Origin of the sequence: Pararhizobium sp. A13 (genome assembly GCF_040126305.1) — a bacterium.
Classification (GTDB): Bacteria; Pseudomonadota; Alphaproteobacteria; order Rhizobiales; family Rhizobiaceae; genus Pararhizobium.
Genome location: NZ_CP149510.1, coordinates 1,405,579 through 1,431,783, shown reverse-complemented (window position 1 = coordinate 1,431,783; position 26,205 = coordinate 1,405,579). Strand labels below are relative to the sequence as shown.

Sequence of the window (26,205 nt, the reverse complement as noted above, 5' to 3'; positions counted from 1 at the left end):
GGCTTGGGGATCATCTGATGGGGAACTATGGCGAGCCTTTAAATAAAGGCGACCGCAAGCGCAACGATTACATTGCACCCCGACAATTTTGCGGCTTCAGACGGCGATTTCGCCCGTTTCGACGGCTTTTTCCAAGGCATCGACGGCGGCCGCGAGCTTCTCGTCGATCACGTGCAGATATTCCGTCCAGTCATCGACATGCTTCAGTTCCGCCTTGCCATCGGAAATGCCCCGCAGCCCGACGAGCGGGATGTCGAAGGACTGGCAAGCACGCAGGATGGCATAGGTCTCCATCTCGACCATGTCGGCAGCAATTGTCTCATAGGTCGCGCCGGAAACGATATTGGCACCGGTCGAGAGACTTGCCCGTTTCACGCCGGGAATGCGCAGCGGCAGATCGACGGTGACGGGCAGGTCGAGGAACGGTGTGGCGCCCTTCGTGAAACCGAGCGGCGACGCGTCCATGTCGCGATAGGCGACAGAGGTCGCCTGATAGACTTCCGTCTGTTCGAGCCGCGCCGATCCGGCGGAGCCGAGCGAAACGACGAGATCGGCCAGGCCGTCACGCCCATGCAGGTCCGACAACGTGCGGGTGAGCGTTACCGCAGCCTCGACCGGACCGACGCCGGTCATCAGCGGCGAAATGCGTTCGCGCAGGTGCACGCCGTATTCCGCATCGACGGCCATGACGTAGAGCAGCGTCTTGCCCGCCACACGTTTCAGTTCGAATGTCATCCTTCAATTCCCTCGCGTCCGCGGACCACCATCATCGTCGCGGTCATCGAGGCGATCAGCTTGGCCGGACCATCTGCGGAAAGCGCGTAACCGCGGCCGTCGGAGACGATGATCGTCGTGCCCGGTTTCGTCACTTCGCCGCGGAACAGGAACCGCTCGCCCCTGCCCGGCGACATCAGATTGACCTTGAATTCGATGGTGAGAATGGAAGCGTCGGGATCAATGAGCGAATAGGCGGCGTAGGTGCCGGCGGCATCGAGCGCCGCGGAAATGATGCCGGCATGCAGGAAGCCATGCTGCTGCGTCAATTTCTCATCGAACGGAAGCTCGATCTCGACGGAGCCCTGCTCAACGCGCGTCAGTTCGGCGCCGATCGTCGCCATGGCGGCCTGCCTGCCGAAACTGTTGCGGATGCGGTCGCGAAATTCCACCGTGTTCTCTCAATCGTATCGTTCTTGAGCCGAGATATCCCGGCGGGCAGACAGTCGCATGGCACAAAAACAAGGACAAGCTCAATTAAGGAGGAAAATCGATGTGTTGAGCAACGGGGCGAAGGCGATCCAGGCGAGGTGGGCACACCAAGAGGGCAGCGCTGGCATGACAATGCGCTCCGCAATCCCCATATCGACTGCATGGATGAACACAGTCCCTTCCAGATACGCCCGGCCACCGGCGACGACATCTTCGCGATCGCCGGCGTGCTGGTTGACACCTGGCGCTCGACGTTTCGCGGGTTGCTGACCGATGCCTTTCTCGACGGCATGTCGCGGGAGGATGAGGCCATTCGCCTCGCGCGGCGGATGGGCGTGCCGGGTGTCTATTATCTCGTCGCCGTCGAGCCGGCCAGAAGCAACATCATCGGCTTCGCCAATTTCGGCCCGCCGCGCGGCCGCGTTCCAGCGCATATTCATGAACTTTACGCGCTCTATATCCGAAGCGAGCATCAGAAGGCCGGCATCGGTACTGCCTTGGTGCGGTCAGTGGCGGCACAATGCGCCGGGCAAGGGGCTAAGTCCCTGTTTGCCTGGGTTCTCGCCGGCAATCCCAACCGGCAGTTTTATGAACGGCTCGGCGCGAAGGCGATCAGAACCAGCGGGATCGGGGTCGGAGACCGCAGTTACGAACAGGTCGCCTATCTCTGGGACGAGATCGAAGCCTTGGCTGGAAAGAACAGCGGGCCGTCATAAACCGGTCGCGTGTATTTCAAGGCGTCCCAAGCCTGACGATGTGCTGGTCCCAGGCGACCTGGCTGTGGGTTCCGCCGAACTGGCCTCCGTAGGATGATTCGATGAAGCCATGCGCGGCGGGGGCGATGCCGGCCGCGTCGGCAAGGCTGCCCTGCCTGACGACCGCCCCGGTCTTCGCATCCACAGTGACTGCCGTGCCGCCCTTCGGCGAGGTCAATCCCACCAGCCCGTCGCGCCGGTTCACCGCAATGGCACCGACATAGTTGGCCAGCGCCACCGTCGTTTCCTCCGGCAGCTCCAGGAAGCGGATATCCTCGCCGCGCGAGAAAGAGCCAGCAAGCGGCGGCAGGTCGTTGCGCGCGCCCTCGTATTGGCAGGCGAACCAGATCCTGCCATCGGCATCGATATCCACATGCCGCGTGGAAAGCTGGCGCAGGTGGTCCGGCATGGCGTGGCGCTCGATCAGCGCGCCCGTTTGCGTGTCCACCAGCGCCAAAGACGGCTCCATGTGATCGAGGTTGAGTTTGGTGCGGCCGAAATCCGGATGTGTCTCGATGCCGCCATTGGCGACGACGAGCATCCGGCCATCCGCCGACAGTGTCATGTCGTGCGGCCCGATGCCATAGGACGGAAATTCGCCGATCCGGGCAAATTCGTTCGTGCCGTCATAGACGCCGATCATGCCGCGATTGCCGGCGAAATCATTCTCCGTCGCGTAAAGCAGCCGCCCATCGGCCGAAAAGCAGCCATGGCCATAGAAATGTCGGCCCTCGACCGAGGTGATGACGATCGGTTCGAGGCTATTGTCCGGTGCGAAGATCAGCGCATAAGTTCCCGGCCTCCGGGCAAAGGCGACGGCGCGGTTGGTGACCGGCGAATAGGTCATGCCATGGGCGCGCGCCGGCAGAGGCACCCGCTCGAGGATGTCCCCTTTCTCGGTCAGAGTGGCGACACCATAGGAACCATCAGGCGCCATGAAGGCCGAGGCATAGACGGCGTCAGTTTGTGACAGCGCGAAGGCGGCCCTGGGCGCAAGCGTCACCGCCCAACTCGCGCCGGCTATCGTCAGGAAGGTGCGGCGGCCTATCAGATCCCTGGATTTGGGTTGGATGAGGTTCATGAGAATACGCCGGTTCGAGACGGTGCCGCGCGCGGCGCGACACGCTTATCGCCTATCGGGTTACCGTTTTAAAGCCAGCCCCGCCGCTTAAAATAGAGGAAAGGCAAATAGGCCGACAGCGCCATCATGCACAGAGCCATCGGATAGCCGAACTCGAATTTCAACTCCGGAATGACGTCGAAATTCATGCCGTAGATCGAGGCGACCAGCGTCGGCGGCAGGAAGACGACGGCGGCGACCGAGAAGATCTTGATGATCTGGTTCTGCTCCAGATTGATCAACCCCAGCGTCGCATCGAGCAGGAAGTTGATCTTGTTCGAGAGGAACAGCGCATGGTCGCCGAGCGAGGTCGCATCGCGCTGGATCAGCTTGACCCGCTGGCGGCTTTCCTTGATCGCCTTGCGGGTGCCGATCCCGTCGAGCGCCGTGTGATAGGCGACGAGCCGGCCGACACTGACGAGGCTTTCGCGGATGACGCTGAGGAAATCGCCTTTCTGACCGATCTGCTCGATCAGCGACTGGAGGTCACGGGTCTTCTTCGTGACGCTGGAGGTGTTCTTGCGGAACACTTCTCGCGAGATGCCGTCGACCTCGTTGCCGATACGCTCCAGCGCATCTGCCGTGCGATCGATCATGGCTTCCAGAAGCCCCAGCATGGCCAGTTCCCCACTCTCGCAGGAGACCCCGTTCGGACGCTGCATGCGGGCGGCATAGAGATGGAACGGCTTCGGATCGGCATGGCGAACCGTGACGAGCGTTGCCCCTTTCAGGATGAAGGTGACCGGTACCTTGACCGGACTATCGCCATCGAGTTCGGTCGCGGCAGTCATGGTCATGAACTCGGCGCCGTCCTCCTGATAAAGGCGGTCGGAAAGCTCGATCTCCTGCATTTCGTCCCGCGTCGGGATTTCGATGCCGAGATGCTGTTCGACGATGCGGGTCTCGTCCTGGGCGGGATTGAACAGGTCGAACCACACGACCGGCGTGGTTTCAGCCAGTTCCGTGGCGTCGAGCAGGGCAAAGTGATTGTTCTGGCTTTTGTAGATGCGCAGCATATCGGGGTTCCATTTGGCAAGTCTGTCGACCGCCGGCGGACCCCGTGTTACCAGGGCCTGACGGTCGGCAAAATCGAAGTGGTACTTCGACTGTCGGGGTTCATGATCCGTTGATCCTTGTTTGGCCGTGTTCGCGCGTGGAACACAGTCGACGCTTTGCGCCTGTGGTCTGTTTTTGTCAACCGGTTTCAAGCACTTGCAGGCCGTGACGGCCCGGGGTGCGACGCTCAGTCGCCATCCGCGAAGGAGAAGCCGGCCCCCAGCCCGATGGCGCCGCCGAAATCGAGATTGAGGCGCTGGAGAACGTCATTGGTATTCTGCAGGATGCGGTTCAGCCTGCCGCGCTGCTCCTCGTCTGCGATCGCCTCGTCAATCGGCAGATCGATCTGGTCGGCATCGTCGACAATTGCCTGCAGCACATAGTTGATGGCGCGCACCATGGAGCGTCTGTCGTCGGGCAGCAGCGCCTGCATATCGGCTGCGTTGAACAGCGTCTGCAGCGCCATGAAATTCGCCGAAAGCGCCGGCATGGTATTGCCGGAGCGCCAGTAGATCGCCAGCTTCGGATGTCCCTTGTCCGGCATGCCCTTGATGATGCCGGCGTAGAACGGCCGCAGACGCTGGTCCCTGATGCTTTCGACGCCATGGACGAGAATGCCGAGCAGTTCGGTCGCCGCTTCCTTGCCGTCGCGATAGACCGGATTGTCCGGGCCGGGTGCCTTCCAGGCGGCCTGGATACCGTCCGGCTTTTCCCACTCAGCATGAAGCTCGGCGGCAACGGACTTCAGATTGTCGGCGATCGCCGCGCCGTAGCGGCAGCGGAACCCGTTCTTTTCCGAGGTCAGAACCTCCGCGCCGGTGCCGTAGAGAACATATTCCAGTGCGCCGAGACCCTGTGCAGCAACGCTCTTGCCCTTGAGGGTCTCGGCCGAGGTCGCCGTTTCGTCATTCGTCGCAAGAATGCGCTGGACCTGTTTCAGGCCGGTGCTCTTGCGATCCGGAAAAAACAGGAACCGCTCGAACCGGTTGCCTTCGATGACCGGGCCGACCCGGACGATCTCGATCGTCGACCATTGCTGGACCACCTCGTCGAACGTCATCTGCACATCGCCGAGCGTCTCCTCGGATGGCTTGTCGCAGAGCACATGGGCCGCTTCGGCAAGCGATTCCGTGCCCTCCATGAGATCGCGGTAGCCGGGGCGGATGAAATCGTCGACGGCCTTCTGCATGACGCCCGGCACCGCCTCCGGCTTGAGCCCGGCGCGGGGCGGCATGGCCTCCTCCAAGTCCTCTGCCAGAGCGGGGAGCGACAGGAAGGCGAGGCCGAGGCTGAGAAGCAGGGAAAGCCGGTGGCGCATCAAAGAGACTCCAGAAATGTGATCAGGGCTTGTCTATCGGCTTTTTCCAGTGTGGCAAACCGGTCGCGGGCTTTTGCCGCCTCGCCGCCGTGCCAGAGGATCGCTTCGGTCAGATTGCGGGCGCGTCCGTCGTGCAGGAAGAACGTGTGCCCGCTCACCGTATTGGTCAGTCCGATGCCCCAGAGCGGCGGTGTCCGCCATTCGCTGCCCGATGCTTCGCCCACTTGCTGGCCGTCGGCAAGGCCGTCGCCCATGTCATGCAGCAGGAAGTCGGAATAGGGCCAGATCAGTTGGAAGGCATGTGCTTTGTTGGCAGCATCGCGGCGGGTCACGAATTTCGGCACATGACAGGAAATACAGCCGGTTTCATAGAAAACCTTCTTGCCCGCCAGCGTTTCCGCCAAACTTGCCTTGCGCCGCGCGGGGACTGCCAGGTTTTCCGAGTAGAAGGTGATGAGATCGAGAACGGGATCGGGCGCCTCGGTGTCACCCAGCCGCGCCTGAACGCCGTCGGCCATCCCCAGACAGGCGGTTTGCGCCGCGGTGCAATCACCGTGGCTGCGTTTGGCGTCGGGCGAGGAGATGCCGATATCTCCGGCCAGGGCATCGGCAGCTTGCTGGCGCACCGTGGCGCTCTGCGCCTTCCAGCCGAAGCGACCGAGGGTGGGCGCGCCGGAGACGGGATCACGCACCAGCGCCGGTTTGCCGCTGATTCCGTCGCCGTTCTTGTCGTCCGGATCCGCATTTGTGAGGATATCGGCGGGATGGATCGCCTCGACCAGCCCAAGCCCGCTCATCGCCTGCGTCACGCGCGGCGACAGCGTGGTGGTTTCATCGAGGGCACCATAACCAGGCTTGTCGATCGAATAATGCGGCCTGCGCAGGAAAACCGTTTCGCCGCCCGCCAGGGTCGCGGGGGTCTCTGTATAGCTGATCTTCATATGGCCTTCGGCGGCAAGGCCGCGCACGGCGCTGTCCTGCAACTGCGTGCCATAGACGGGATCGGGGAAATTCAGGATCTCGTGGCGCGCAATCGCCGCCCGCTCGGCGTCGGTCTTCGGCGGGCGGGCGAGACGCAGGAACATTGAGGTCGCGTCCGCCGACCCTTCCGGCGGGTGTCCGCGCCCGTCCTTCAGATGGCAGGTCTGGCAGGCACGGGCGTTGTAGAGCGGCCCGAGGCCATCCGACGCCTGCGTCGATGAGGGTGAAGAGACCCAGAGTTTTCGAAACAGCGCATTGCCGAGCTTGAACGTCTCTTCCTCGGCAAAAGTGATATTGGCGGAAAACTGCGAAAAGCTGTCCTGATTGACGGAGGCGATGGACGTGCCGGCACCGCCAGCCATGGCCTCGAATTTTTCTGCCTTGGAAAAATCGGTAGCGGGGCGGGTTACAGCCTGGACACGGCGACGATCGGTATCGGAAAGGTCATCGCGAGTCGCGGAAGTCGGACGCTCTTCTGCCGCACCGTCCGCGTGTGAGGAGGCATTACCCCCCTCTGCCCCGTCGGGCATCTCCCCCTCAAGGGGGGAGATCATTGTGGCAGCCTCGCGCTCCTTCTCAGCCTGCCGAGCCTTATTGGTTCCTTTTCCCGAAATATCGCCTGGCGCAGAGCCAATCTCCCCCCTTGAGGGGGAGATGTCACGCAATGACAGAGGGGTGTATGCCGCCCCAGACGCAATCCCCTCACCCCCCAAAACAGAAAAGCCGCCCGCCGCTAGCAAAAGCGCAGCGGCAGACGGCAAAATCACGCGTCGGGCGAGCCAAACAGGCATTCAGAAAAAACCGGGCCGCACATCAGAATCGGCGGTCCGCCTTTGCTTTCTCATTGGAAGACAGCGTTAGGATTATCCAGGCTGTCGGAACCTTCAAGCTCGATCGTGCCAAGGTCCAGCGACGCAATGACGCGCTCAACCGTCTTTGCCTGGGCGACGAGGCCATCGATGGCGGCCTGGACGACGGCATTACCCTCGGTGTTGCCCTCGGCGATCATCTGGTCATAGGCCTCGACCGTCTGGCCGCGCTTGGTCATCACCTCCATTGCGGTGATCGTCGTTGCCAGCTTTTCCTTCATTTCCTTGTCGAGCGCCGGGTCCTTGGCGGCCACGAGTTCGGAGAGCGAAGGACCGGTCATCTTGGTGCCGTCGACCTTGGTGTATTCACCGAGATAGGCGGCCTGGATGCCGATCGCATCATGCAGATGCGAGTTGTAGGTGTTGTCGGAGAAGCAATCATGCTCTTCTTCCGGATCGTGCAGCAGGAGGCCGAGCTTCATCCGCTCGCCCGCCAGTTCGCCGTAGGAGAGCGAGCCCATGCCGGTCAGGATGGCCGCGATGCCAGCCTTGGCATCGCCTTCGACATTCTTGGTGGCAGCACCTTCCGGTGCCCAGTTGGCGACCATGTCCTTGAGGTCGGACACGAGCAGGTCGCTGGCGGCCTTCAGATAGCCGGCGCGGCGATCACAATTGCCGTTGGTGCAGTTCTTCGTGTCGTAGTCGGTAAAGGAGCGGTTGCCGGCGCCCTTGCCGGTGCCGTTCAAGTCCTGTCCCCAGAGCAGGAATTCGATGGCGTGGTAGCCGGTCGCGACATTCGCCTCGATGCCGCCTGCTTCCTGCAGCGTGCCCGAGAGGAATTCCGGCGTGATGTTGGTGGCGTCCACGTCCTTGCCGTCGATCTTGATCGTCTTGTTAGCGATGACGTTGGCCGTGAACAGCGCGTTCTCGTCGCTTTCCGTGCCGTAGCTCGGATCGACGTAATCGATGAGCCCCTCGTCGAGCGGCCAGGCATTGACCTTGCCTTCCCACTCGTCGACGATCGGGTTGCCGAAGCGGTAGACCTCGGTTTCCTGATAGGGGTTGCGGGCGGCAAGCCAGGCTTCGCGCGCGGCCTTCAGCGTCGCTTCGCTCGGCGTCGCGATCAGCGCATCGACGGCCTTGTCGAGCGCTTCTGCGGTCGAAAGCGCGTCCGAATATTTGGCATAAGCCACGTCGGCATAGTGCTTGACGACGGCAGCCGCATCGGTGGCGGCCTGAGCCGGCTGCAGCGCTAGCATCGATGTTGCGGTTGCAAGCGCCAGCGCAGCGCTTCGAAGGAATGATGTGGTCATGACCTCTCCTGGTGTCTTTCCGAATGAATTCGGCGTTCCCCGCCGTCCGGTGCCCCGGTCGCGCAATCCGCGCGGACCGAGATATGGACGTGGCTGTTCAGCCCGGTTTTCATGAACCAAAACTAAACTTGTGTCAAAGCGTATAGTTTAGAACATTTTCAAGACAGCAAAGCCAGCACAGCGGGCGTGAAGAGCCAATATCCAAGGCAGCGACGAATGCCGTTCAGACCTTGCGTCCCATCATGCAGAAGAAGAAGCCATCGGTGTTGGTCGAGGCTGGGGTCAGGGTGACGGTCTTCATGTCGGCCGACCAGGGCTGCGGCTTGTCCGTCCCGAAAAGATCGGCCCAGGCATCGGCGCCAGACAGCATCTCGAATTCCGGATTGTCCTCGCAGAAGCCATAGACCTGCGCCTCGTTTTCCTCCGGAAGCACCGAACAGGTCACATAGATGAGACGGCCGCCGGGACGCACAAAGTTCGCGGCGCTCGCAAGCGCCTCCTGCTGTTGGCCCAGCCGCTCCTCGAGGTTCTTCTGCGTCAGCCGCCACTTGGTATCCGGACGGCGGCGCCAGGTGCCGGTGCCGGTGCAGGGCGCGTCGACGAGAACGCGGTCGAACTTGCCGGCTAGCGGCGTCAGCCCTTCGAGCCGGTCATGGACCTGGACATTGCGGGTCCCCGCCCTCTTCAGGCGCTCGATGATCGGCGCAAGACGCTTGCGGTCGGTGTCGTAGGCATGCACCTGCCCCTTGTTGTTCATGGCCGCTGCCATGGCCAGAGTCTTGCCACCACCGCCGGCGCAATAGTCGAGGATCTGGTCGCCTTCCTTCGGCATCACGAGATCGGCGACGATCTGCGATCCTTCGTCCTGGACCTCGAACCAGCCCTTCTGGAAGGACAATTCGGCCGTCACATTGGGCAGCCGCGACGGTCCCTCGCCCGCCGGCACGCGAATACCTTGCCGCGCGATCGCGGTCGGCTCGACGCCGCTGCGCTCCAGCGCCTTCAACACTTTCTCGCGGGAGGCCTTCAGGGTGTTGGCGCGCAGATCGAGAGCGGGACGCCCAGCCAACGCCTTTGCCTCGGCAAGCCAGTCCTCGGAGAAATTTTCCTCGAAGGAGGGCTGCACCCATTCCGGGATATCGCCCTGCACATGCAGCGGAGCGTCTTCCAGCTTGCGGCCGGCGAAAGCCGCTTTCATCTCTTCGGCGAGAGGTTCGGGGGCGAACTTGTCGCCCTCCAGCTCCGATGCCAGCTGCTCCGGCGACACGCCCCACTGGCGAAACATCACCGCGTGACCGAGCGCCGTGGCGCTGTCGCTATCCATCAGCCAGGCGTGCGAAAGCTTCATGCGCAAAGCGTCATAGACGATGTTGCCGATCGCAGCGCGGTCGCCCGACCCCGCAAAACGATGTGCCAGCCCCCAGTCCTTGAGGGCATCGGCTACGGGACGCTTGCGCGCTTCAATATCGGCAAGAACCTCTATGGCTCCGGCGAGCCTGCCACCCAGTCGCATCTTTCGAACTCCATTTTCCGCCGTGGTAGCGGTGATGGCCGTCAAGAGCAAGCCGGGATGCCGCGGCAGGTGACGATTGCTGAGCAGATGCGAGGTCGTGGCCGATACGGGAGACAGAAGCGCCCTTCCCGATCATGCCGGATCAAACCCGGCCGGAACAAAACCCGGACAGGCACGTTTTCGCCGTCAGCTGACGACGCGATAGCAGATGCTGGCGGTTCCCGAGCGGATCATGCCGATATGGGAGGCGGCAGCTTTGGAAAGATCGATGACGCGGCCGCGAATGAAGGGACCACGATCGTTGATGCGCACGACAACCGTCTTGCCGTTGCGCTTATTGGTGACAGCGACCTTGGTGCCGAACTTGAGGTTCCGGTGAGCCGCCGTCAGATATTTGGCGTTCATCCGTTCGCCGGACGCGGTGCGCGAGGAAAGCGCGTACCAGGATGCACCGCCGCAGCCCGATCCTGCGGCGTGGCTTGATGTAACGGAAGTAAGTGTTGCCCCCAAGGCAAAGAATGCTGCCAATGCAGCCGACGTCAGCTTTGTCTTCGCCAAACGTATATCCCCATCGTGTGAAAATTAGAAAGTTCTTACGAAGGGTAAGTTTGTCCGAATTAAAAATGGCAAAAAAGTGCCTCAACCTTTAACTTTGCATTAGGATATATTGACAATCTACGAAAAATTAAAATCACGAAATTTTGAATTTCTGCCACATATCCGCGGAAATGCTTTGGAATCAGTTATTAAGCCAAAATCAGCCTCTTGCACGGACGCCAATGCGTGCAGGCCTCTGAAAAATGATTCAATTTTTTGAAAAGCGCCACATTTAGCCGAGTTGAAAGCTAGAAAATCGCAAAATCCCGCTTAAGTTGCGTTCATTCGGAAAATAAAATCTGATGTTCTTGCCATTCCGATAGAAGAATTCGCCGGAAAAACATGAATATTTCGGTTCGGAATTCTCCGATCTATCGAAAGTAATCCGTAGACTATCGGTAATCGCTTATACTTGAAAGATCATCCGCGCCAATGGCCGCCATTCCATAATTCCGCTAGCGAAATCCGATAGTCTGGAAAGCGAAAGACGAAGCCGAGATTGCGAAGGCGCGCATTCGAAACCCGCTTGTTCTCGCCATAGAACGACCGTGCCATGGGAGACAATTCGGCCTCCTCGAAGGGGATCTCGGGCGGCGGGCTGACACCCATCAGCCGTGCAGCCTCGGCAACGATGTCCTGCGGCGGCGCAGGCTCATGGTCGGTGACGTTGAAGATGCCACCGATCGATTTCTCCGCCAGAAAGAGTGCCGCGCCTGCAATATCCTCGACCCGGATCCGATTGAAAACCTGGTTGGGCTTGATAAGGCGGCGGGCCGTACCGGCTTCGAGATTGCAGAACGCATTGCGACCGGGGCCGTAGATGCCGGAAAGGCGCAGCACCGCGACCGGGATATTGCTGTCTTGGCCGAAGGCAAGCCACGCTTTTTCCGCCGCGACGCGCTCCACCGAGCGGGCAGACACCGGCTCAAGCGACGCCTCCTCCGTTACCCAGGAGCCGCCGTGATCGCCATAGACGCCAACCGTCGAGAGATAGGCTGCCCATTTCAGGTTCGGCATCAGTTCGGCAAGCGGTGGCGTTTCGGCGCGCATCATCGGATCGCCCTCACGGCCCGGCGCGATGGACTGGATCAGGTGCGTCGTCCGCTTCATCGCGGAGGTGAGTTCCGGCGAGATGCTGACGCCGTCATAGACAAGCGCATCGATTCCGAGCCCGCGAAGGTCGCCGAGTTTGTCTTCCGACCGCGTCGTTCCGGTGACCGATTGCGCCAAGGGCAAAAAAGCCTTGGCGATGGCCGAGCCGGAAAAACCGGCGCCCAGGATCAGAACATGCATCAGGCAACTCCTGCCAGTTTCCATTCGGCGAGCACCTCGGTGTCGGCCTCGCTTTGCCGTCTTGCCGCAAAATTCGCGAAATCGCCAGCCCTCATCAATCGTGACAACGCCCAGACCGCCATGCCGCGCACCGTCGGCGACATATCCTTGGACAAGGTCGCGCAGACATCAATCAGCCCGGCATCGCCGGAATTGCCGGCGGCGATCAGACAGTTGCGCACGAACCGGTCGCGGCCGATGCGCTTGACCGGGGAGCCGGAGAAGAATGCACGGAATGAAGCATCATCGAGCGTCAGCAGGAACGACAAGGGTGGCGCCTTCAGATCCTCGCGCGCCTTCAGTTTCATCTCGGAGGCGCTAGCGGCGAACTTATTCCACGGGCAGGCGGCCAGACAGTCGTCGCAGCCATAGATGCGATTGCCGATCAGGGGGCGCAGGGCCGGATCGATCGGCCCCCTGTGCTCGATCGTCAGGTAGGAAATGCAGCGGCGCGCATCGATTTTGTAGGGGGCCGGAAAGGCGTCCGTCGGGCAGGCGTCGAGACAGGCACGGCAGGAGCCACAATGATCCCGCTCGGGTTCGTCGATCAGCAGGTCCGCCGTGGTGAACAGGCTGCCGAGAAACAGCCAGGAGCCAAATTCGCGGCTGACGAGATTGGTGTGCTTGCCCTGCCAGCCGAGACCCGCCTGTTCAGCCAACGGCTTTTCCATGACGGGCGCCGTATCGACGAAGACCTTGACGTCTTCGCCCGCCCTTGCGGCAAAACGCGTTGCGACTTCCTTGAGCTTGCCCTTGATGACGTCGTGATAGTCGCGGTTCTGCGCATAGACCGAAATGGCCCCACGATCGGATCGTTCGAGACTGGAGCGCGGGTCCTCCCCGGGCCCGTAATTCATGCCGAAGAGCACGACGGATCGCACATCGCCCCACAGCACGCGGGGATCGGCGCGGCGATCCGCCGTCTCCGCCATCCAGTCCATCGTGCCGTGATAACCCTGGCCCAGAAAATCGGCGAGGCGCTCCGGCGCCTGGGGAATGGAGTCCGGGCGCGTTACGCGGCAGACATCGAAACCCTTGTCGCGCGCCTCGTCCTTGAGGAAGCTGGTGAGCACCTCACGCCTCCTGTCGAGTTTGTCCGTCTGGAGCGCATCCCCGGGCGCGAGGCTCTCTTGTCGCTGGCGCATGATATTGACCGAAAACCGTTTCATGAGTTCCCGGCATCATGCCCTAAAAATCGAGATCAGCGTAGTGCGATACGGGGGTAACGCCGCGCACGCGCTCCGCAAGCAGCGGCCTGAAGGATGGCCGGGATTTCAGCCGCTGGTACCAATCCTTCACCGCCGGAACCTCCGCCCAATCGATCTCGCCGAGATAATCGAGCACGGAGATTGCCGCGGCGGCGGCAAGATCCGCATAGGACAGCCGGTCGCCGGCCAGATAGGTGCGCGAGCCGGCAAGCCAGCCCAGATATTTCAGATGCTGGCGAATATTCGAACGCGACGTGCGAAGGACCTTCGAATCCGGCGCGCCGCCACCCTGGTCCGGGGTCATCTGCAGCTTGAAAATGCGCTCACGCACCAAGGGTCGCGTCACATCGGCTTCCATCTTCTGCAGGAACCATTCGGCCAGCCGACGGATTTCCGCACGCTGGAACGGGTCTTCCGCCAGAAGCCGGCGATCGCGCTTCAGAACGCCGTTGGTCTCGTCGAGATATTCGGAGATCACGGTCGCGCCACAGAGCGCCCGCATGCTGTCATCGACATAGACCGGCAGGGTTCCTGCGGGATTGAGGGTCAGGAAGTCCCGCCGCTTCTCCCAGGGCTGCTCTTCGGCCAGTTCCGTCTGATAACCGTACTCCGAAAGGATCAGGCGCACGAACCGGGAAGCAGTCGACATGGGGTGGTGATAGAGAGTTGGCATTCGATCGGGTTTCGTCAGTTCGATTGGGGGATGGTTTGTCGCGGCGGTTTGGTCTGGCCACGGCGCGTTTGAAAAAGCTATAGGAACTTGCTGGCGCAAACACAAGCGAATCAGCCAGTGCCCTTCGATGGTCCCAGACCTTAACCCCCAATGCTTCAGGGATACTTAATTCATGGCCGATCAATCGATCATCAGTGCGCTTGTCCTCGGTTTAATCGAGGGCCTGACCGAATTCATTCCGGTGTCTTCGACCGCGCATGTGCTGCTTGCCGGGCATTTCCTCGGATTCAAATCCCCCGGAAACACCTTTGCCGTGCTCATCCAGCTCGGCGCCATCCTCGCGATCCTGCTCGTCTATTTCCAGCGCCTCCTGTCGATCGCAGCCGCCCTGCCCTCCAGCGCCAAGGCGCGGCAATTCGTCCTGTCGATCCTTCTCGCCTTCCTGCCGGCTGCGGTCATCGGCGCCATAGCACATGATTTCATCAAGAGCGTGCTGTTCGAAACGCCGATGCTGATCTGCATCGTGCTGATCCTCGGCGGCATCGTCCTTTATGCGATCGACCGTTTGCCGCTGAAGCCGAAATATCGCGACGTCATGGACTATCCGCCGTCGCTCGCCCTGAAGATCGGGCTTTTCCAATGCCTGGCGATGATCCCCGGCACCTCCCGCTCGGGCGCGACCATTGCCGGCGCATTGCTGATGGGAACCGACAAGCGCTCCGCCGCCGAGTTCTCGTTCTTCCTCGCCATGCCCACCATGCTCGGCGCCTTCACGCTCGACCTCTACAAGAATCGCAACGCGCTGAACTTCGATGATGTGTCGCTGATAGCCGTCGGCTTCGTCGCCGCCTTCGTGGCGGCGCTGGTCGTCGTGCGCTCGCTGTTGAATTTCGTCTCCAGCCGCGGCTTTGCACCGTTCGCCATCTGGCGCATCGTTGTCGGCGCAGCGGGCCTCATCGGTCTCTGGCTGTTCGGCTGACCGCAATAAAAAACCGCATGCAGTCCCTTGCGAGACTGCATGCGGCCCCTGGCCCCCGCCATGAAACTAGGCCGCCTCAAAATGAGGCGGAAATTCTTATTCGGCGGTCGTGCCGATCGATGCTGTGGTGCAGGGGTCGACGCCATAGGCCGGTGCACAGCTGTGGTTGCTGGCGACAGTCTTCGGCGCAGCGAAGGATCCAGCCAGAACGATAAGTGCCGCGCACGCAAAGAAAATTGCGATCGACTTGCCCATGAAAAAAGTGCCTCTCAAGATGGTATGACGGTGCCGTTCTTCCGAAACAGGAGGACGCGGCGCGGCTGTTGTCTATGCGCTGGAACAGTCGTTATCAATATCGACAGATGCTGAATCGACGGTAAAGACCAATCGCTTTTTCTAGTGCGGCAGAACTGCAACGCTTTGCTTTGAGGCAGGCAAAAAGAAACCGCCGGGGGAACCGGCGGCTCGATTACAACCCGGTTTTGACAGGTCAAGGCGCGGTCAGGCGGCACCACCGGACCGGGTATACTGCCCCTGTGGACGGTAACGCACCATGTAGGATGGCAGGATCGCTTCGACCGAGGTCGCCTCAATGCCGAAAGCCTGCAGCGTGCGGCCTTCGGCCTGCGCACTATCGGAAACAACGTTGTCGCGCTTCAGCAGAATGACCTGGTCGGGCGTGATCGGCGGTGCCACGAAGGGCACCAGCGAGGCAACGGAACCCATCAGCGACGCAATGCCGAACGGAATCGGCAGCAGCGTGCGCTTGCGATCGATGATCTTCAGCATGATCTCGAGACAGTTCTTGAAAGTCAGGACTTCCGGCCCGCCGAGTTCATAGGTCTTGCCCTTGGCAACCTTGCCCTCGATGGCCCTGGCAACCGCTTCGGCGACATCCGCGACATAGACCGGCTGGAATGCCGTCTTGCCGCCGCCGACCAGCGGCAGGACCGGCGAGAAGCGGGCCATTTCGGCAAATTTGTTGAAGAAGCCGTCCTCGGGTCCGAAGATGATCGACGGGCGCAGGATGACCGCTTCGGGAACGGTCTCCAGGATCGCCTTTTCCGCCCGGCCTTTCGACTTCGCATAAAGCGATTCGCTATTGGCATCGGCGCCGATGGCGGAAATATGGGTCAAGGTCGCACCGACACCACGCGTGGCCTCGGCCACGGCGCGGGCACCAAAATCCTGAACCGAATCGAAGGTGTTGCGGCCGCTTTCGAACAGGATGCCGACACAATTGACGACATGATCGGCGCCGTGAACCGCCGCATCGACCGATTGACGGTAACGCAGGTTGGCCTGAACCAATGAAATCTGGCCGACATTGCCGAGTGGCTGCAGAAAGCCTGCCAGATCCGGACGGCGGACCGCAACGCGGATGCGGAAACCGCGTTTTGCAAGCGCGCGCACGACATGACGGCCGACAAATCCGGACCCGCCGAAAACGGTAACGAGCGGGGGGAGATTGGACAAGGTCATGACGGCGGCACTCCTGATCTTCAGCGTGGTCTGTGTGTGCTACATAGCCCAATCATCGGGCGACGGGAAGGCTTATCGCCAAGGCTTTTCTGCCGTTTTCCGCCGCGGTACGAGACACCGCTCAGACGCCTTCGACGACCACCATTTCGGCACTCGCCACCTCCTGCCGGATTGCCGCCGCGATCTGGTATTCGGGCGAATTGTAGCAATCGATCGCCGCCTGCAGCGATGGGAACTCGATCACCACGTTGCGGGATCGGACATCCCCCTCCAGGCGCTGGAAAGCACCGCCGCGAGCAAGAAAATTGGCGCCGTATTTTTCAAAAGCCGGTTTTGCGGCCGCGACGTAGTCCTTGTAGCGCTCGGCATCGCGGACGTCGACGCGTGCAATCCAGTACCCTTTTGCCATGACCGTCTCCCCATTTTCACCGCAACCCGTCACTATTGCTTCAGTTTCTTCCGCCAATTCACTTGACCGGTCAAGGCGGGCCGCTCTCTTTGCAGAACGGCACCTTCGAAGGCCGGACCCCGGGATGTCAGACATGATTTCATTCGGTAGAACCGTGGCCATGCTGGGAGTCATGTCCGGCTTGTATCTCTGGCTGGGAAACACGCATCCCGCCCTCGCAAAGCCCATGCAATGCGCACCCGACGTCTACGCCGCCGTAGCGGCACCGGCAACGAAACAGGACGCACAGGTCGAGGTCCGTTGCGACCTGACGCTCAAGCCCACAGACATCATCACCAAGCGCCTCATCTTCTCCGGCGCAGCGGCGTCTGGCGTGACACTCGATTGCAGGGGCGCGACGCTTGACGGATCGCGCGGGACAATCAACTTCGGCAAGCCGACGGTGCTCATCCGCTCCACGAAAGGCAAGGGGGCCGACTGGAGCGCACCCTCGGGCGTCACAGTGCGCAACTGCACCATCAACGGCGCGTTGCGCCTGCAGGGACTGGGCACCAACGGCCAGGCAAAAGAGGTGCGCCTGTCGTCGCTGAACGCCGATCATACGGCCCATGCCCAGGCCGCGGCCCCCTCCCGTATCGCGCTGTCCGGCTTGACGATTGTCGCGGATGGCAGGGTTCCGCTCTATGTCGGTCCCGGGGTGACCGGGACACGGTTGGAAAAATCCGTATTGGCCGGCGAGAGCAATGGACCAGCCCTCTATCTCGATGCCGAATCGGCGCGAAACACGATCAGCGGGAACCGGTTTGCTGTCGAGAGCGGACGTGAACAGATCGCCATCGACGGCTCCGCTGACAATGTGATTACCGCAAACATCTTCGATAATCCGGCCGGCGGCGGCGTTTTTCTTTATCGCAACTGCGGCGAGGGCGGGACGATCCGGCACCAGAAGCCTCAGCACAACACGATTTCCGGCAACACGTTCACCTATCGGATGGCTTTCCTGGCCAAGCCCGCCGTCTGGCTCAACTCACGCAATGGCGCCCAGCGCTACTGTTTCCGAAATCCCGCCTATCCCTTTGGCAGCAGTCTCAGTTCCCTCGATTTCGCGCAGTTCAACACGGTGACGGGCAACCGCCTGATCCGTGGCGGGGCATCCCTCATTCGCAACTCCGATCCGAGCAATGTGATCACAGGCAACGCCGAATAGTCAGAGCGCGCCTGTCATTTCATCGAGAATGGCAAGCGCTGCAGCCCTGGGATCGGCGGCCTTGACGATGGGGCGGGCGACGACGAGGTGGCTCGATCCGGCGGAAAGCGCATCGGCCGGGGTCATCACCCGCTTCTGATCGCCCCTGTCGCTGCCGGCCGGACGGATGCCGGGGGTGACGATCGCCATGTCGGGACCGACGATCTTGCGCACCGCCGAGGCTTCCTCGGCCGAGCAGACGATACCACCCATGCCGGCCGCCCGTGCCTGTTCGGCGCGGCGAAGCACCAGGGCTTGCGAGTCAAGCTGGTAGCCGGCGTCGATGACGTCCTGCGCATCCATCGAGGTCAGCACGGTGACGCCAAGCAGGCAGAGGTCCGAGCCGCGCGCCGCCTCGACGGCCGCCTTCATCGCCTTTGGATAGGCGTGCAGCGTCAGCATCGACATGCCCATCTTGACAATGTTCTCGACGCCCTTGGCAACGGTGTTGTCGATATCGAGCAGTTTCATGTCGAGAAAGACCTTCTTGCCGTCGCTGGCAAGATGGCGGGCGAATTCGAGCCCGCCGGCAAAGGCCAGCTGATAGCCGATCTTGTAGAACAGCACATCGTCACCGAGCGTTTTGACGATCGTCTCGGCTTCGCCGATGGTGGGGATATCAAGGCCGACGATCAGCCGGTCGCGCGCGGTCACAGTCATTGTTGCCATCCTTGCCAGAGCTCAAACGGCCTCCAATCGCATGCAAGGGACCGGTCCGCAAGGGCAAACGCAAAGAGATTGCCGCCACCGCCCGGCTGGTCATGGCTGCGCGCGATGGGCAGGCCGGCGAGATGGCATTTCAAGAGCGTGCCGACACCGCCGTGGCCGACGAAGGCGATCGGCCTCGACGGATCGTGCCTATCGAGCACGGACGAAACCGTGGAAACAATACGGGCTTGAGCGTCGACGGCACGCTCCCAGCCGTGAAAACTCTGATCGGGATTGGCGAAAAACCAGTCTGCCGCCTTTTCGAACTCATCGGGTGCCAGAAAGCCAGTGGCAGACCGATCGTTCTCGCCCGCATGTTCCAGCACCTCGATGTCGATGCCGACCGGCCTTGCGAGAATTACCGCGGTTTCAAGCGCCTTGGTCTCGTCGCTCGACAGAATGCGCGTGAGCTGTCTTGCCCAACCGCATCGCGCGGCCATCTCCGATCGGGCTGTGCCAAGCTCGGACAATCCCCAGCACGGAACCGGCACATCCGGGTCGATACGGACCTGCGGATGTGTGACGTAGATGCCGAACACCGGAGCCCTCAATGGGTTTTGCGGTAGACCCACAATTGCGCGGGCGGAATGTTGCGCACGACGAAGTCATAGTGGGAGATCTGATAGCGATCCGGCATGGCGACGACCGGCGACAGCGGGCCGTAGGAAATCTGGACGACCGGACGACCGACGGGAATGCGCGACAACAGATCCTCGATCAGCGATACACGCATATGCATCGGAAAGTTCAGAAGCGGCACGGCGGAAACGACGCTGTCGAACGTCTGGTCCTTGCGCGCGCCCAGCGTCTTTTCGAGATCGAAGGCGTCGCCATTGATGAAATCGACGCCGGGATAGGCCTTGACGAGATGCTGAAAGAAATCGGTGGAGAACTCGACCGAGACCAGGTTCTGCGGCTGCACGCCCTTCTGCAAGATCGCCTTGGTGATGACGCCGGTGCCGGGGCCAAGCTCGAGAACGGGAAGGCCCGAATGCGGATTGACGACACTTGCCATTCGTCGGGCGGTTATTCCAGATGTCGGCACAATCGAGCCGACTGCCTTCATGTTGCTCCGCCATCCCTTGAAGAAACGAATTTCCTCGTCGAATTTCTTGCCAAGACGCTCTTTCAGACGAAAATTCATACGCATCTCCACCACTACGTCGCCCGCGCCCGGAACAGTACATCATGTCGTTGCAGCGCAGCGTCTTCAATTACGACTTGATTATGTGTCGCTGACTGCGACAAAAACAAGTCGTTTCGCGTCACTAAATCAACATGCCAACAGCTGACTTGCCCGCCAGCGCGGAAAAAGGCTGCGATGGTCTTGCTACCAACGAGTGCCCTTCAATCAGAAATGACAACGGCCGGAGACTGGTCCGGTCGTCGCTTCAGACCTGAGATGGTGAGGCCTAGACGCGCATCGGCATCAGAACATAGAGCGCGTCGTCGCCTGCCATGTCGCGGACGAGCGTCGGCGAGCCGGGATCGGCGAGCATGAAGACGGCGTCGGTGCCGGAAAGCTGCGCGGTGATATCGAGCAGATATTTGGCGTTGAAGCCGATTTCCAGAGGATCGCTATCATAGCCGACCGGCAGTTCTTCTGTCGCACTTCCCGAATCCGGGTTGTTGACGGTCAGCGTCAATTGCCCGTCGGAAAGGGCCAGCTTGACGGCACGGCCGCGCTCCGAGGAGATCGTGGACACGCGGTCGACGGCCTGGGCGAAGGACTGGCAATCGATCTTCAGTTCCTTGTCGTTATTGGTAGGAATGACGCGCTGATAGTCGGGGAAGGTGCCGTCGATCAGCTTCGAGGTCATGATAATCGAGCCGATGGTGAGCCGGATCTTGGCATCCGAGACCTCGACCGTGACAACCACATCCGGATTGTCGACCAGCTTCTGCAGCTCGCTGACGGTCTTGCGCGGGATGATGATGCCCGGCATGCCTTCGGAACCGGCCGGCGCTTCCAGGTCGGCGCGGGCGAGACGGTGGCCGTCGGTCGCAACAGCGCGCAGCTTGAGCTGGCCCTTGCTTTCGATCGTGTGGATATAGATGCCGTTCAGATAGTAGCGGGTTTCTTCCGTCGAGATCGCGAACTGGGTGCGATCGATCAGCATCTTCAGATCGGTGGCCTTGATGCGGAAGCTATTTGTGAACGTTCCGGCGGTGAGATCCGGGAAATCGGACTGCGGCAGGCACTGCAGCGAGAATTTCGAGCGGCCGGAGGCGACCGTCATCGCCGTACCTTCGGCATTGGTCGCCAGCAGGACCTCGGAGCCGTCCGGCAGCTTGCGCACAATGTCATAGAGTAGATGCGCCGGAACCGTCGTCGCGCCAGCCTGCTCCACCTGTGCCGGCGTCGCTTCGGTGATTTCCAAATCGAGGTCGGTCGCCTTCATTTCGAGGCTGGCACCATCGGAGCGCAAGAGCACGTTCGAGAGGATTGGAATGGTGTTGCGCCGCTCGACCACGCGGTGAACGTGGTTCAGCGACTTCAGGAGATTGGACCGCTCGAGAGTAATGCGCATGGGATGCTACCGCTTTCAACCATCGCCGGGCGGGCCGCGCCTCCCGGCTTGAACTTTTAAAAGTGCCCGCTTTCGGACGGGAAAGATGTGGACAGGCAAAATGGCAGAAACAAGCTGTGAAAAGCAAGGGGTAACGGCGGCCGGACCCCAGTAATGTTCGCCACGGCCGGAATTCGCCGCTCTTGCCGAAGCGCGACCGCTCACCCATAAAGATCAGACGCCGGCTTGACGGCGGATAGCGGTATTAAGGGTACGCAATTTTGGAAAAGCAGGCATCGGGCGAAACACTGGCAAACGAGAAGCACAAGAGCTACCGGCTGCACAATGTCACTGTGCCCGCCCGCCCGCTGGAACCGGCGCTCTATCTTGTCGCCACCCCGATCGGCAATCTTTCCGACATCACACTTCGCGCGCTCGAAACGCTGGCCGGCGCCGACGTGCTTGCCTGCGAGGACACCCGCGTCACCCGCGTGCTGCTCGACCGCTATGGCATCGTCAACCGGCCTTATGCCTATCACGAGCACAATGCCAACGAGGTCGGGCCGAAACTGCTCTCCGCGCTTGACGAGGGCAAATCCGTCGCTCTCGTCTCCGATGCGGGCACGCCGCTGGTCTCCGATCCCGGCTATCGGCTCGGCCAGATCGCCATCGAGGCTGGTCATCGCGTTGTTCCGATCCCAGGCGCTTCCGCGCCGCTTGCTGCGCTGGTCGGCTCGGGCCTTCCCAACGATGCTTTTCTCTTCGCGGGCTTCCTGCCCTCCAAGGACAAGGCTCGCCGCGACAGGCTTGCGGAACTCGCCACCGTTCCCGCGACGCTGATGTTCTTCGAATCCCCGCACCGGATCGCCGCCACAATCGTTGCCGCCCATGATGTGCTCGGGGGCGAACGCCGGGCGTCCGTCTGCCGCGAACTGACCAAGACCTTCGAGGAATTCCGCCGCGGCACGCTGGCCGAGCTCAAGGCCTTTTACGACGAGGGTGCCACCGTCAAAGGCGAGATCGTGCTTGTCATCGGCCCGCCGGAAGCGCCCGCGGCACCGGAAGCCGACGATGTCGATGCCATTCTCTTGAAACTGGTCAAGGATATGCCGACCGGCAAGGCGGCGACCGAGGCAGCCAAGCAGACCGGCCTCAACCGCAAGGATCTTTACGACCGGTTGCTGGAGCTCAAGGACCGGAATGACGCGTGAACCGCCCGACAGGAAACGGTTGAAGGCGCTCAGGCGCGGCTCGCTCGCCGAGTACCACGCGGCCCTGTCGCTCCTGGTGAAAGGCTACCGCATCGTCGCCTTCCGCTATCGCACCAAACTGGGCGAGATCGACATCATTGCACGCAAGGGCAATCTGATCGCCTGCGTTGAGGTGAAGGCCCGCCGCTCGCTGGACGATTCCCTTTTTGCGGTTTCGGATTTTGCACAGCGGCGCATCCGCGCGGCAAGCGACCTTTGGCTGGCGAAACAGCCGGATTTTGCCCCGTCTTTCCGTTCGTTACGACATCATTTGCGTTATCCCCTGGCGTTGGCCGATCCATCTTCCCGATGCCTTTTGAACAGCTGTGCACAGTTGTAGTTGAATCGACACAAAAGCGTTATCGCCACGTCATGAAAGGCCAGTAGCCGGTTCCTCACCTTAACCCTGGTGAAAGGAACTGCCATGATCAGGAAATTCACGATGACCGGCCTCGTGCTGGCCTTCTCCGCCACCTCCTCCTTTGCCGCGACGAACATCACCTGGTGGCACGGCATGGCCGGCCGCAACGGCGAAGTCATCAACGAAGTTGCCACCAAATTCAACGCATCGCAGACGACGTGTGCGCTCACCCCGGTTTCCAAGGGCACCTATGAGGAAGCGCTTGCTTCCGGCATCGCCGCTTTCCGTTCGGGCGAACAGCCGAACATCCTGCAGGTTTTCGACGCCGGTGCAGCGACGATCATCAACGCCAAGGGCGCCGTCATTCCGGCTGAAGACCTGATCACCAAGGCAGGCTACACGTTCGACCGCAACGCCTTCATCGACGGCGTTCGCTACTTCTATGCCGACAGCGAAGGCAAGTTCGTCGGCATGCCGTTCAACTCCTCGGCCCCGATCATGTACATCAACGACGAAGCCCTGAAGAAGGCCGGCGTTGAAGCGCCGAAGACCTGGGAAGAATTCGAAGCCATCGCTCCGAAGCTCAAGGAAGCCGGCTTCATCCCGCTCGTCCAATCGCAGCTGACCTGGCAGTTCACCGAGAACTTCTTCTCGCGCAACAACATCCAGTTCGCCACCAACAACAACGGCTATGACAGCGTCGTCGACACCCAGCTGAAGGTCACCGACCCGAACCTCATCATGATGTTCGACAAGCTGAAGGCCTGGAAGGACGAAGGCTACTTTGGCTTCTACGGCGCCGGCTGGAACGATAACCAGAAGATGTTCGAAGAAAACAAGGCTGCACTGTGGATCGGCTCCTCGGGCTCCTTCGGCGGCCTGCAGAAGACGGCGCAGATGCCGTTCTCGGCAACATTCCTGCCCTATTGGGGTTCGATCAAGGGCGCCGGCACCTCGTCCTTCATCGGCGGCGCTGCCCTCTTTGCAATGTCGGGCAAGTCGGACGAAGAAAACAAGTGCGTGGCCGACTTCTTCCAGTTCCTGACCTCGCCGGAAGTGCAGAAGTTCTACCATCAGGCAACCGGCTACGTCGCCATTACCAAGGCTGCCTACGAGCTTGCCAAGGCTGAAGGCTACTACAACGAGAAGCCGGCCGCCGAAATCGGCATCAAGCAGCTGCTCCTGCCGGCCGGCGAATGGTCGAAGGGCTATCGCCTCGGCTTCTACCCGCAGATCCGCGAAATCATGGAACGCGAATACGGCCGCATCTTCTCGGGCGAAGTCTCCGTCAAGGACGCCTTCGACACGATCGAGAAGGAAGGCAACGAACTTCTCGCCCGCTTCGCAAAGACGGCTGGTTAAGTTCTGATCTTCCCCTCCCCCTTGTGGGGAGGGTCGGAGCGAAGCGATGGGGAGGGGTTCTTGCCAAGGCCACAGTCCCCCCCCAAACCCTCCCCAGAAGGGGGAGGGAGTTCGCTTCGTGATCGCCGACACTTCCTCTGCCCTAAAGGCTGCACCATGACGAACACGCCACTTCCCTCGGCAATGTCAAGCACGCTCGCCGCCCCCGCAGCCGGCGGGTTTTGGCGCATCTTCGATCTCCGCAAATCGGCCAGCAAGCCGCCGGAAGACACCTCCGCCAAACGCGTGCAGTTCAACTCGCCCCTCCTGCCCTATCTCTTCCTCGCCCCGCAGATGGCGATCATCGTCATCTTCTTCTATTGGCCTTCGGTTCAGGCGGTCCAGTCGTCCTTCTACCTTGAGGACCCCTTCGGCTTCGGCTCCACCTTCGTCGGGCTCGCCAACTATACCGACGTGATGAAATCAACCGAGTACCTCGGCATCGCCCGCTTCACCGCCGTCTTTACAGCCCTCGTCACCTTTTTCTCGCTGGCGATCGGCCTCCTGCTTGCCGTCAAGGCCGATGGCGTGATCCGCGGGAATGCCGCCTACAAGACCCTGCTGATCTGGGTCTATGCCATTGCCCCGCCGGTCGCCGGCCTGATGGGCATGATGATGTTCGACCAGCACATCGGCCCGCTGGTGAAATTTGCAGGCCTGTTCGGCTGGGATATCAAGGTCGGCCTCGACTACTATGATACTGCCCTTGCGATGATCGTCGTCTCGGTCTGGAAGCAGATCCCCTACAACTTCATCTTCTTCCTCTCCGGCCTGCAGGGTATCCCGGTTTCGGTGCGCGAGGCAGCACTGATGGACTGCCGCTCCGGCTTCCGCCGTTTCTGGACCGTCATCCTGCCGCTGCTCGCCCCGACCGCCTTCTTCCTGCTGATCATCAATACGACCTATGCCCTGTTCGACACCTTCGGCGTCATCGACGTGATGGTGAAGGACAAGGCCGCCAACAACCCGATCACGCTGGTCTACAAGGTCTACATGGACGGCTTCCGCGGCAATGATCTCGGCGGCTCCTCGGCCCAGTCGGTCATCCTGATGATCATCGTCTTCGTGCTCACCATCTTCCAGTTCCGCTTCATCGAGCGGCGCGTCCACTACAGTTGAGCAGAGGCGAGACCATGCATCGCACGAAACTTTTCGATCATTTCATCCTGCTCTTCGGCGTCTTCATCATGGTCGGGCCGCTGCTAGTGGCGCTGATGACCTCCAGCCACGAAGCGGCCGACATCCACCGCAACGGCCTGCAGATTCTGCCAGGCGGCCATTTCGCCGAGACCTACAATACCGTGCTGACCAAAGAGGGCGGCTTCACCGGCAAGATCACCGGTCTCCGGATGATGATGAATTCGCTGATCCTCGGCCTCGGCTTCGCCGCCGGCAAGATCATCCTGTCGATGCTGGCCGCCTATGCGCTGGTCTATTTCCGCTTCCGCTTTGCGACCATCACCTTCTGGATGATTTTCACGACCCTGCTTCTGCCGCTCGAGGTGCGCATCCTGCCCTCCTACGAGGTGATGAACACGCTGCATCTCACCAACACCTATACCGGCCTGATCGTGCCGCTTCTGGCGTCAGCCACCGGCACCTTCTATTTCCGCCAGTTCTTCAAGTCGATCCCCGACGAACTGCTCGAAGCCGCCCGCATCGACGGCGCCGGGCCGTTCAAGTTCTTCATCGACGTGATCGTGCCTTTGTCGAAAACGATGATGGCGGCGATCTTCATCATCATGTTCGTCTATGGCTGGAACCAGTATCTCTGGCCGACGCTGATGACCACCGACGAGAGCTTCTTCACGCTGGTGCGCGGCATCAAGCAGATCCTGCTCGTCTGGGTCGGCTCCAACATTCCCGATTACAATCAGGCCTTTGCCCTGGCGATCCTCGCCATGCTGCCGCCGGTGATGATCGTCATGATCTTCCAGCGCTGGTTCATCAAGGGCCTGACCGAAAGCGACAAGTAAAG

General features: G+C 61.1%; 26 protein-coding genes and 1 pseudogene. 8 read left to right on the top strand and 19 right to left on the bottom strand.

Annotation, left to right across the window (positions count from 1 at the left end; translation table 11 throughout):
* Positions 1 to 96: 96 nt before the first annotated feature.
* Entirely contained in the window at positions 97 to 735 is a 639-nt protein-coding gene (locus tag WI754_RS06895) for a 5'-methylthioadenosine/S-adenosylhomocysteine nucleosidase (RefSeq protein WP_349436954.1), read from the bottom strand.
* Positions 732 to 1,118 (bottom strand): PaaI family thioesterase, encoded by a 387-nt coding sequence (locus WI754_RS06890; RefSeq protein WP_349436952.1) that lies wholly within the window; start codon positions 1,116 to 1,118, stop codon positions 732 to 734. Before WI754_RS06890 ends, WI754_RS06895 begins: the two co-directional genes overlap by 4 nt.
* Here WI754_RS06890 and WI754_RS06885 point away from each other — a divergent pair.
* Positions 1,017 to 1,922 (top strand): GNAT family N-acetyltransferase, encoded by a 906-nt coding sequence (locus WI754_RS06885; protein WP_349436951.1) that lies wholly within the window; start codon positions 1,017 to 1,019, stop codon positions 1,920 to 1,922. The genes WI754_RS06890 and WI754_RS06885 overlap by 102 nt on opposite strands.
* Before the next feature lie 16 nt (positions 1,923 to 1,938).
* On the opposite strand, the gene WI754_RS06880 is transcribed toward WI754_RS06885, so the two are convergent.
* The 10 genes from WI754_RS06880 to WI754_RS06835 form a co-directional block, all read right to left on the bottom strand.
* Entirely contained in the window at positions 1,939 to 3,042 is a 1,104-nt protein-coding gene (locus WI754_RS06880; RefSeq protein WP_349436949.1) for a DUF1513 domain-containing protein, read from the bottom strand.
* Between the two features lie 68 nt (positions 3,043 to 3,110).
* Positions 3,111 to 4,097, bottom strand: coding sequence for a magnesium transporter CorA family protein (locus WI754_RS06875; RefSeq protein WP_349436948.1), 987 nt, complete (start codon positions 4,095 to 4,097; stop codon positions 3,111 to 3,113).
* A gap of 227 nt (positions 4,098 to 4,324) precedes the next feature.
* The gene (locus tag WI754_RS06870; protein WP_349436947.1) at positions 4,325 to 5,455 is read right to left on the bottom strand and encodes an imelysin family protein; all 1,131 of its coding nucleotides are present in this window, start codon (positions 5,453 to 5,455) and stop codon (positions 4,325 to 4,327) included.
* Entirely contained in the window at positions 5,455 to 6,990 is a 1,536-nt protein-coding gene (locus WI754_RS06865) for a di-heme oxidoredictase family protein (protein ID WP_349436946.1), read from the bottom strand. The genes WI754_RS06870 and WI754_RS06865 overlap by 1 nt, the downstream gene beginning before the upstream one ends.
* 287 nt (positions 6,991 to 7,277) lie before the next feature.
* Positions 7,278 to 8,558 carry an imelysin family protein gene (locus tag WI754_RS06860; protein ID WP_349436945.1) on the bottom strand — a complete coding sequence of 427 codons (1,281 nt, stop codon included), beginning with the start codon at positions 8,556 to 8,558 and terminating at the stop codon, positions 7,278 to 7,280.
* A 223-nt stretch (positions 8,559 to 8,781) separates the two neighbouring features.
* Complete coding sequence (locus WI754_RS06855) at positions 8,782 to 10,071, bottom strand: RsmB/NOP family class I SAM-dependent RNA methyltransferase (protein WP_349436943.1); 1,290 nt, start codon at positions 10,069 to 10,071, stop codon at positions 8,782 to 8,784.
* A gap of 186 nt (positions 10,072 to 10,257) precedes the next feature.
* On the bottom strand, positions 10,258 to 10,629 hold the full coding sequence (locus tag WI754_RS06850) for a septal ring lytic transglycosylase RlpA family protein (RefSeq protein ID WP_349436941.1): 372 nt from the start codon (positions 10,627 to 10,629) through the stop codon (positions 10,258 to 10,260).
* 459 nt (positions 10,630 to 11,088) lie between these two features.
* Positions 11,089 to 11,961 (bottom strand): SDR family oxidoreductase, encoded by an 873-nt coding sequence (locus tag WI754_RS06845; RefSeq protein ID WP_349436940.1) that lies wholly within the window; start codon positions 11,959 to 11,961, stop codon positions 11,089 to 11,091.
* Entirely contained in the window at positions 11,961 to 13,145 is a 1,185-nt protein-coding gene (gene queG, locus WI754_RS06840) for a tRNA epoxyqueuosine(34) reductase QueG (protein ID WP_349437751.1), read from the bottom strand. The genes WI754_RS06845 and queG overlap by 1 nt, the downstream gene beginning before the upstream one ends.
* A gap of 43 nt (positions 13,146 to 13,188) precedes the next feature.
* Positions 13,189 to 13,881 (bottom strand): glutathione S-transferase family protein, encoded by a 693-nt coding sequence (locus WI754_RS06835; protein WP_037125542.1) that lies wholly within the window; start codon positions 13,879 to 13,881, stop codon positions 13,189 to 13,191.
* 172 nt (positions 13,882 to 14,053) lie between these two features.
* Here WI754_RS06835 and WI754_RS06830 point away from each other — a divergent pair, with 172 nt between their 5' ends.
* Positions 14,054 to 14,860 (top strand): undecaprenyl-diphosphate phosphatase, encoded by an 807-nt coding sequence (locus WI754_RS06830; protein WP_349436938.1) that lies wholly within the window; start codon positions 14,054 to 14,056, stop codon positions 14,858 to 14,860.
* 96 nt (positions 14,861 to 14,956) lie between these two features.
* Here the strand turns inward: WI754_RS06830 and WI754_RS06825 are convergent, their stop codons facing one another.
* From WI754_RS06825 to WI754_RS06815, 3 genes are all read right to left on the bottom strand, one after another.
* Positions 14,957 to 15,115, bottom strand: a complete 159-nt coding sequence (locus tag WI754_RS06825) for a hypothetical protein (protein WP_349436937.1) — start codon at positions 15,113 to 15,115, stop codon at positions 14,957 to 14,959.
* Positions 15,116 to 15,361: 246 nt separating this feature from the next.
* Positions 15,362 to 16,342 (bottom strand): complex I NDUFA9 subunit family protein, encoded by a 981-nt coding sequence (locus WI754_RS06820; RefSeq protein ID WP_349436935.1) that lies wholly within the window; start codon positions 16,340 to 16,342, stop codon positions 15,362 to 15,364.
* Positions 16,343 to 16,463: 121 nt separating this feature from the next.
* Complete coding sequence (locus WI754_RS06815) at positions 16,464 to 16,751, bottom strand: DUF1330 domain-containing protein (RefSeq protein WP_349436933.1); 288 nt, start codon at positions 16,749 to 16,751, stop codon at positions 16,464 to 16,466.
* 133 nt (positions 16,752 to 16,884) lie between these two features.
* Here WI754_RS06815 and WI754_RS06810 point away from each other — a divergent pair, with 133 nt between their 5' ends.
* Positions 16,885 to 17,958, top strand: coding sequence for a right-handed parallel beta-helix repeat-containing protein (locus WI754_RS06810; RefSeq protein WP_349436931.1), 1,074 nt, complete (start codon positions 16,885 to 16,887; stop codon positions 17,956 to 17,958).
* Here WI754_RS06810 and pyrF read toward each other — a convergent pair whose 3' ends face one another.
* From pyrF to dnaN, 4 genes are all read right to left on the bottom strand, one after another.
* Positions 17,959 to 18,651, bottom strand: a complete 693-nt coding sequence (pyrF, locus tag WI754_RS06805; protein WP_349437750.1) for an orotidine-5'-phosphate decarboxylase — start codon at positions 18,649 to 18,651, stop codon at positions 17,959 to 17,961.
* Positions 18,652 to 18,653: 2 nt separating this feature from the next.
* Positions 18,654 to 19,244 (bottom strand): histidine phosphatase family protein, encoded by a 591-nt coding sequence (locus WI754_RS06800; protein WP_349436930.1) that lies wholly within the window; start codon positions 19,242 to 19,244, stop codon positions 18,654 to 18,656.
* An 8-nt stretch (positions 19,245 to 19,252) separates the two neighbouring features.
* Positions 19,253 to 19,855, bottom strand: a complete 603-nt coding sequence (gene pmtA / locus WI754_RS06795) for a phospholipid N-methyltransferase PmtA (protein WP_349436929.1) — start codon at positions 19,853 to 19,855, stop codon at positions 19,253 to 19,255.
* Positions 19,856 to 20,117: 262 nt separating this feature from the next.
* Positions 20,118 to 21,236 carry a DNA polymerase III subunit beta gene (gene dnaN / locus WI754_RS06790; RefSeq protein ID WP_349436928.1) on the bottom strand — a complete coding sequence of 373 codons (1,119 nt, stop codon included), beginning with the start codon at positions 21,234 to 21,236 and terminating at the stop codon, positions 20,118 to 20,120.
* 260 nt (positions 21,237 to 21,496) lie between these two features.
* Between dnaN and rsmI the strand changes: the two genes are divergently transcribed.
* The 5 genes and pseudogenes from rsmI (at position 21,497) to ugpE (ending at position 26,203) form a co-directional block, all read left to right on the top strand.
* On the top strand, positions 21,497 to 22,426 hold the full coding sequence (gene rsmI, locus WI754_RS06785) for a 16S rRNA (cytidine(1402)-2'-O)-methyltransferase (protein WP_349436926.1): 930 nt from the start codon (positions 21,497 to 21,499) through the stop codon (positions 22,424 to 22,426).
* Positions 22,416 to 22,785 (top strand): annotated as a pseudogene (locus tag WI754_RS06780) (YraN family protein). Before rsmI ends, WI754_RS06780 begins: the two are co-directional and overlap by 11 nt.
* 104 nt (positions 22,786 to 22,889) lie before the next feature.
* Positions 22,890 to 24,188, top strand: a complete 1,299-nt coding sequence (locus WI754_RS06775) for an extracellular solute-binding protein (RefSeq protein WP_349436925.1) — start codon at positions 22,890 to 22,892, stop codon at positions 24,186 to 24,188.
* Positions 24,189 to 24,521: 333 nt separating this feature from the next.
* Positions 24,522 to 25,346 carry an ABC transporter permease subunit gene (locus WI754_RS06770; protein WP_349437749.1) on the top strand — a complete coding sequence of 275 codons (825 nt, stop codon included), beginning with the start codon at positions 24,522 to 24,524 and terminating at the stop codon, positions 25,344 to 25,346.
* Between the two features lie 14 nt (positions 25,347 to 25,360).
* Positions 25,361 to 26,203, top strand: coding sequence for a sn-glycerol-3-phosphate ABC transporter permease UgpE (gene ugpE, locus WI754_RS06765; protein WP_349436924.1), 843 nt, complete (start codon positions 25,361 to 25,363; stop codon positions 26,201 to 26,203).
* Positions 26,204 to 26,205 lie beyond the last annotated feature (2 nt).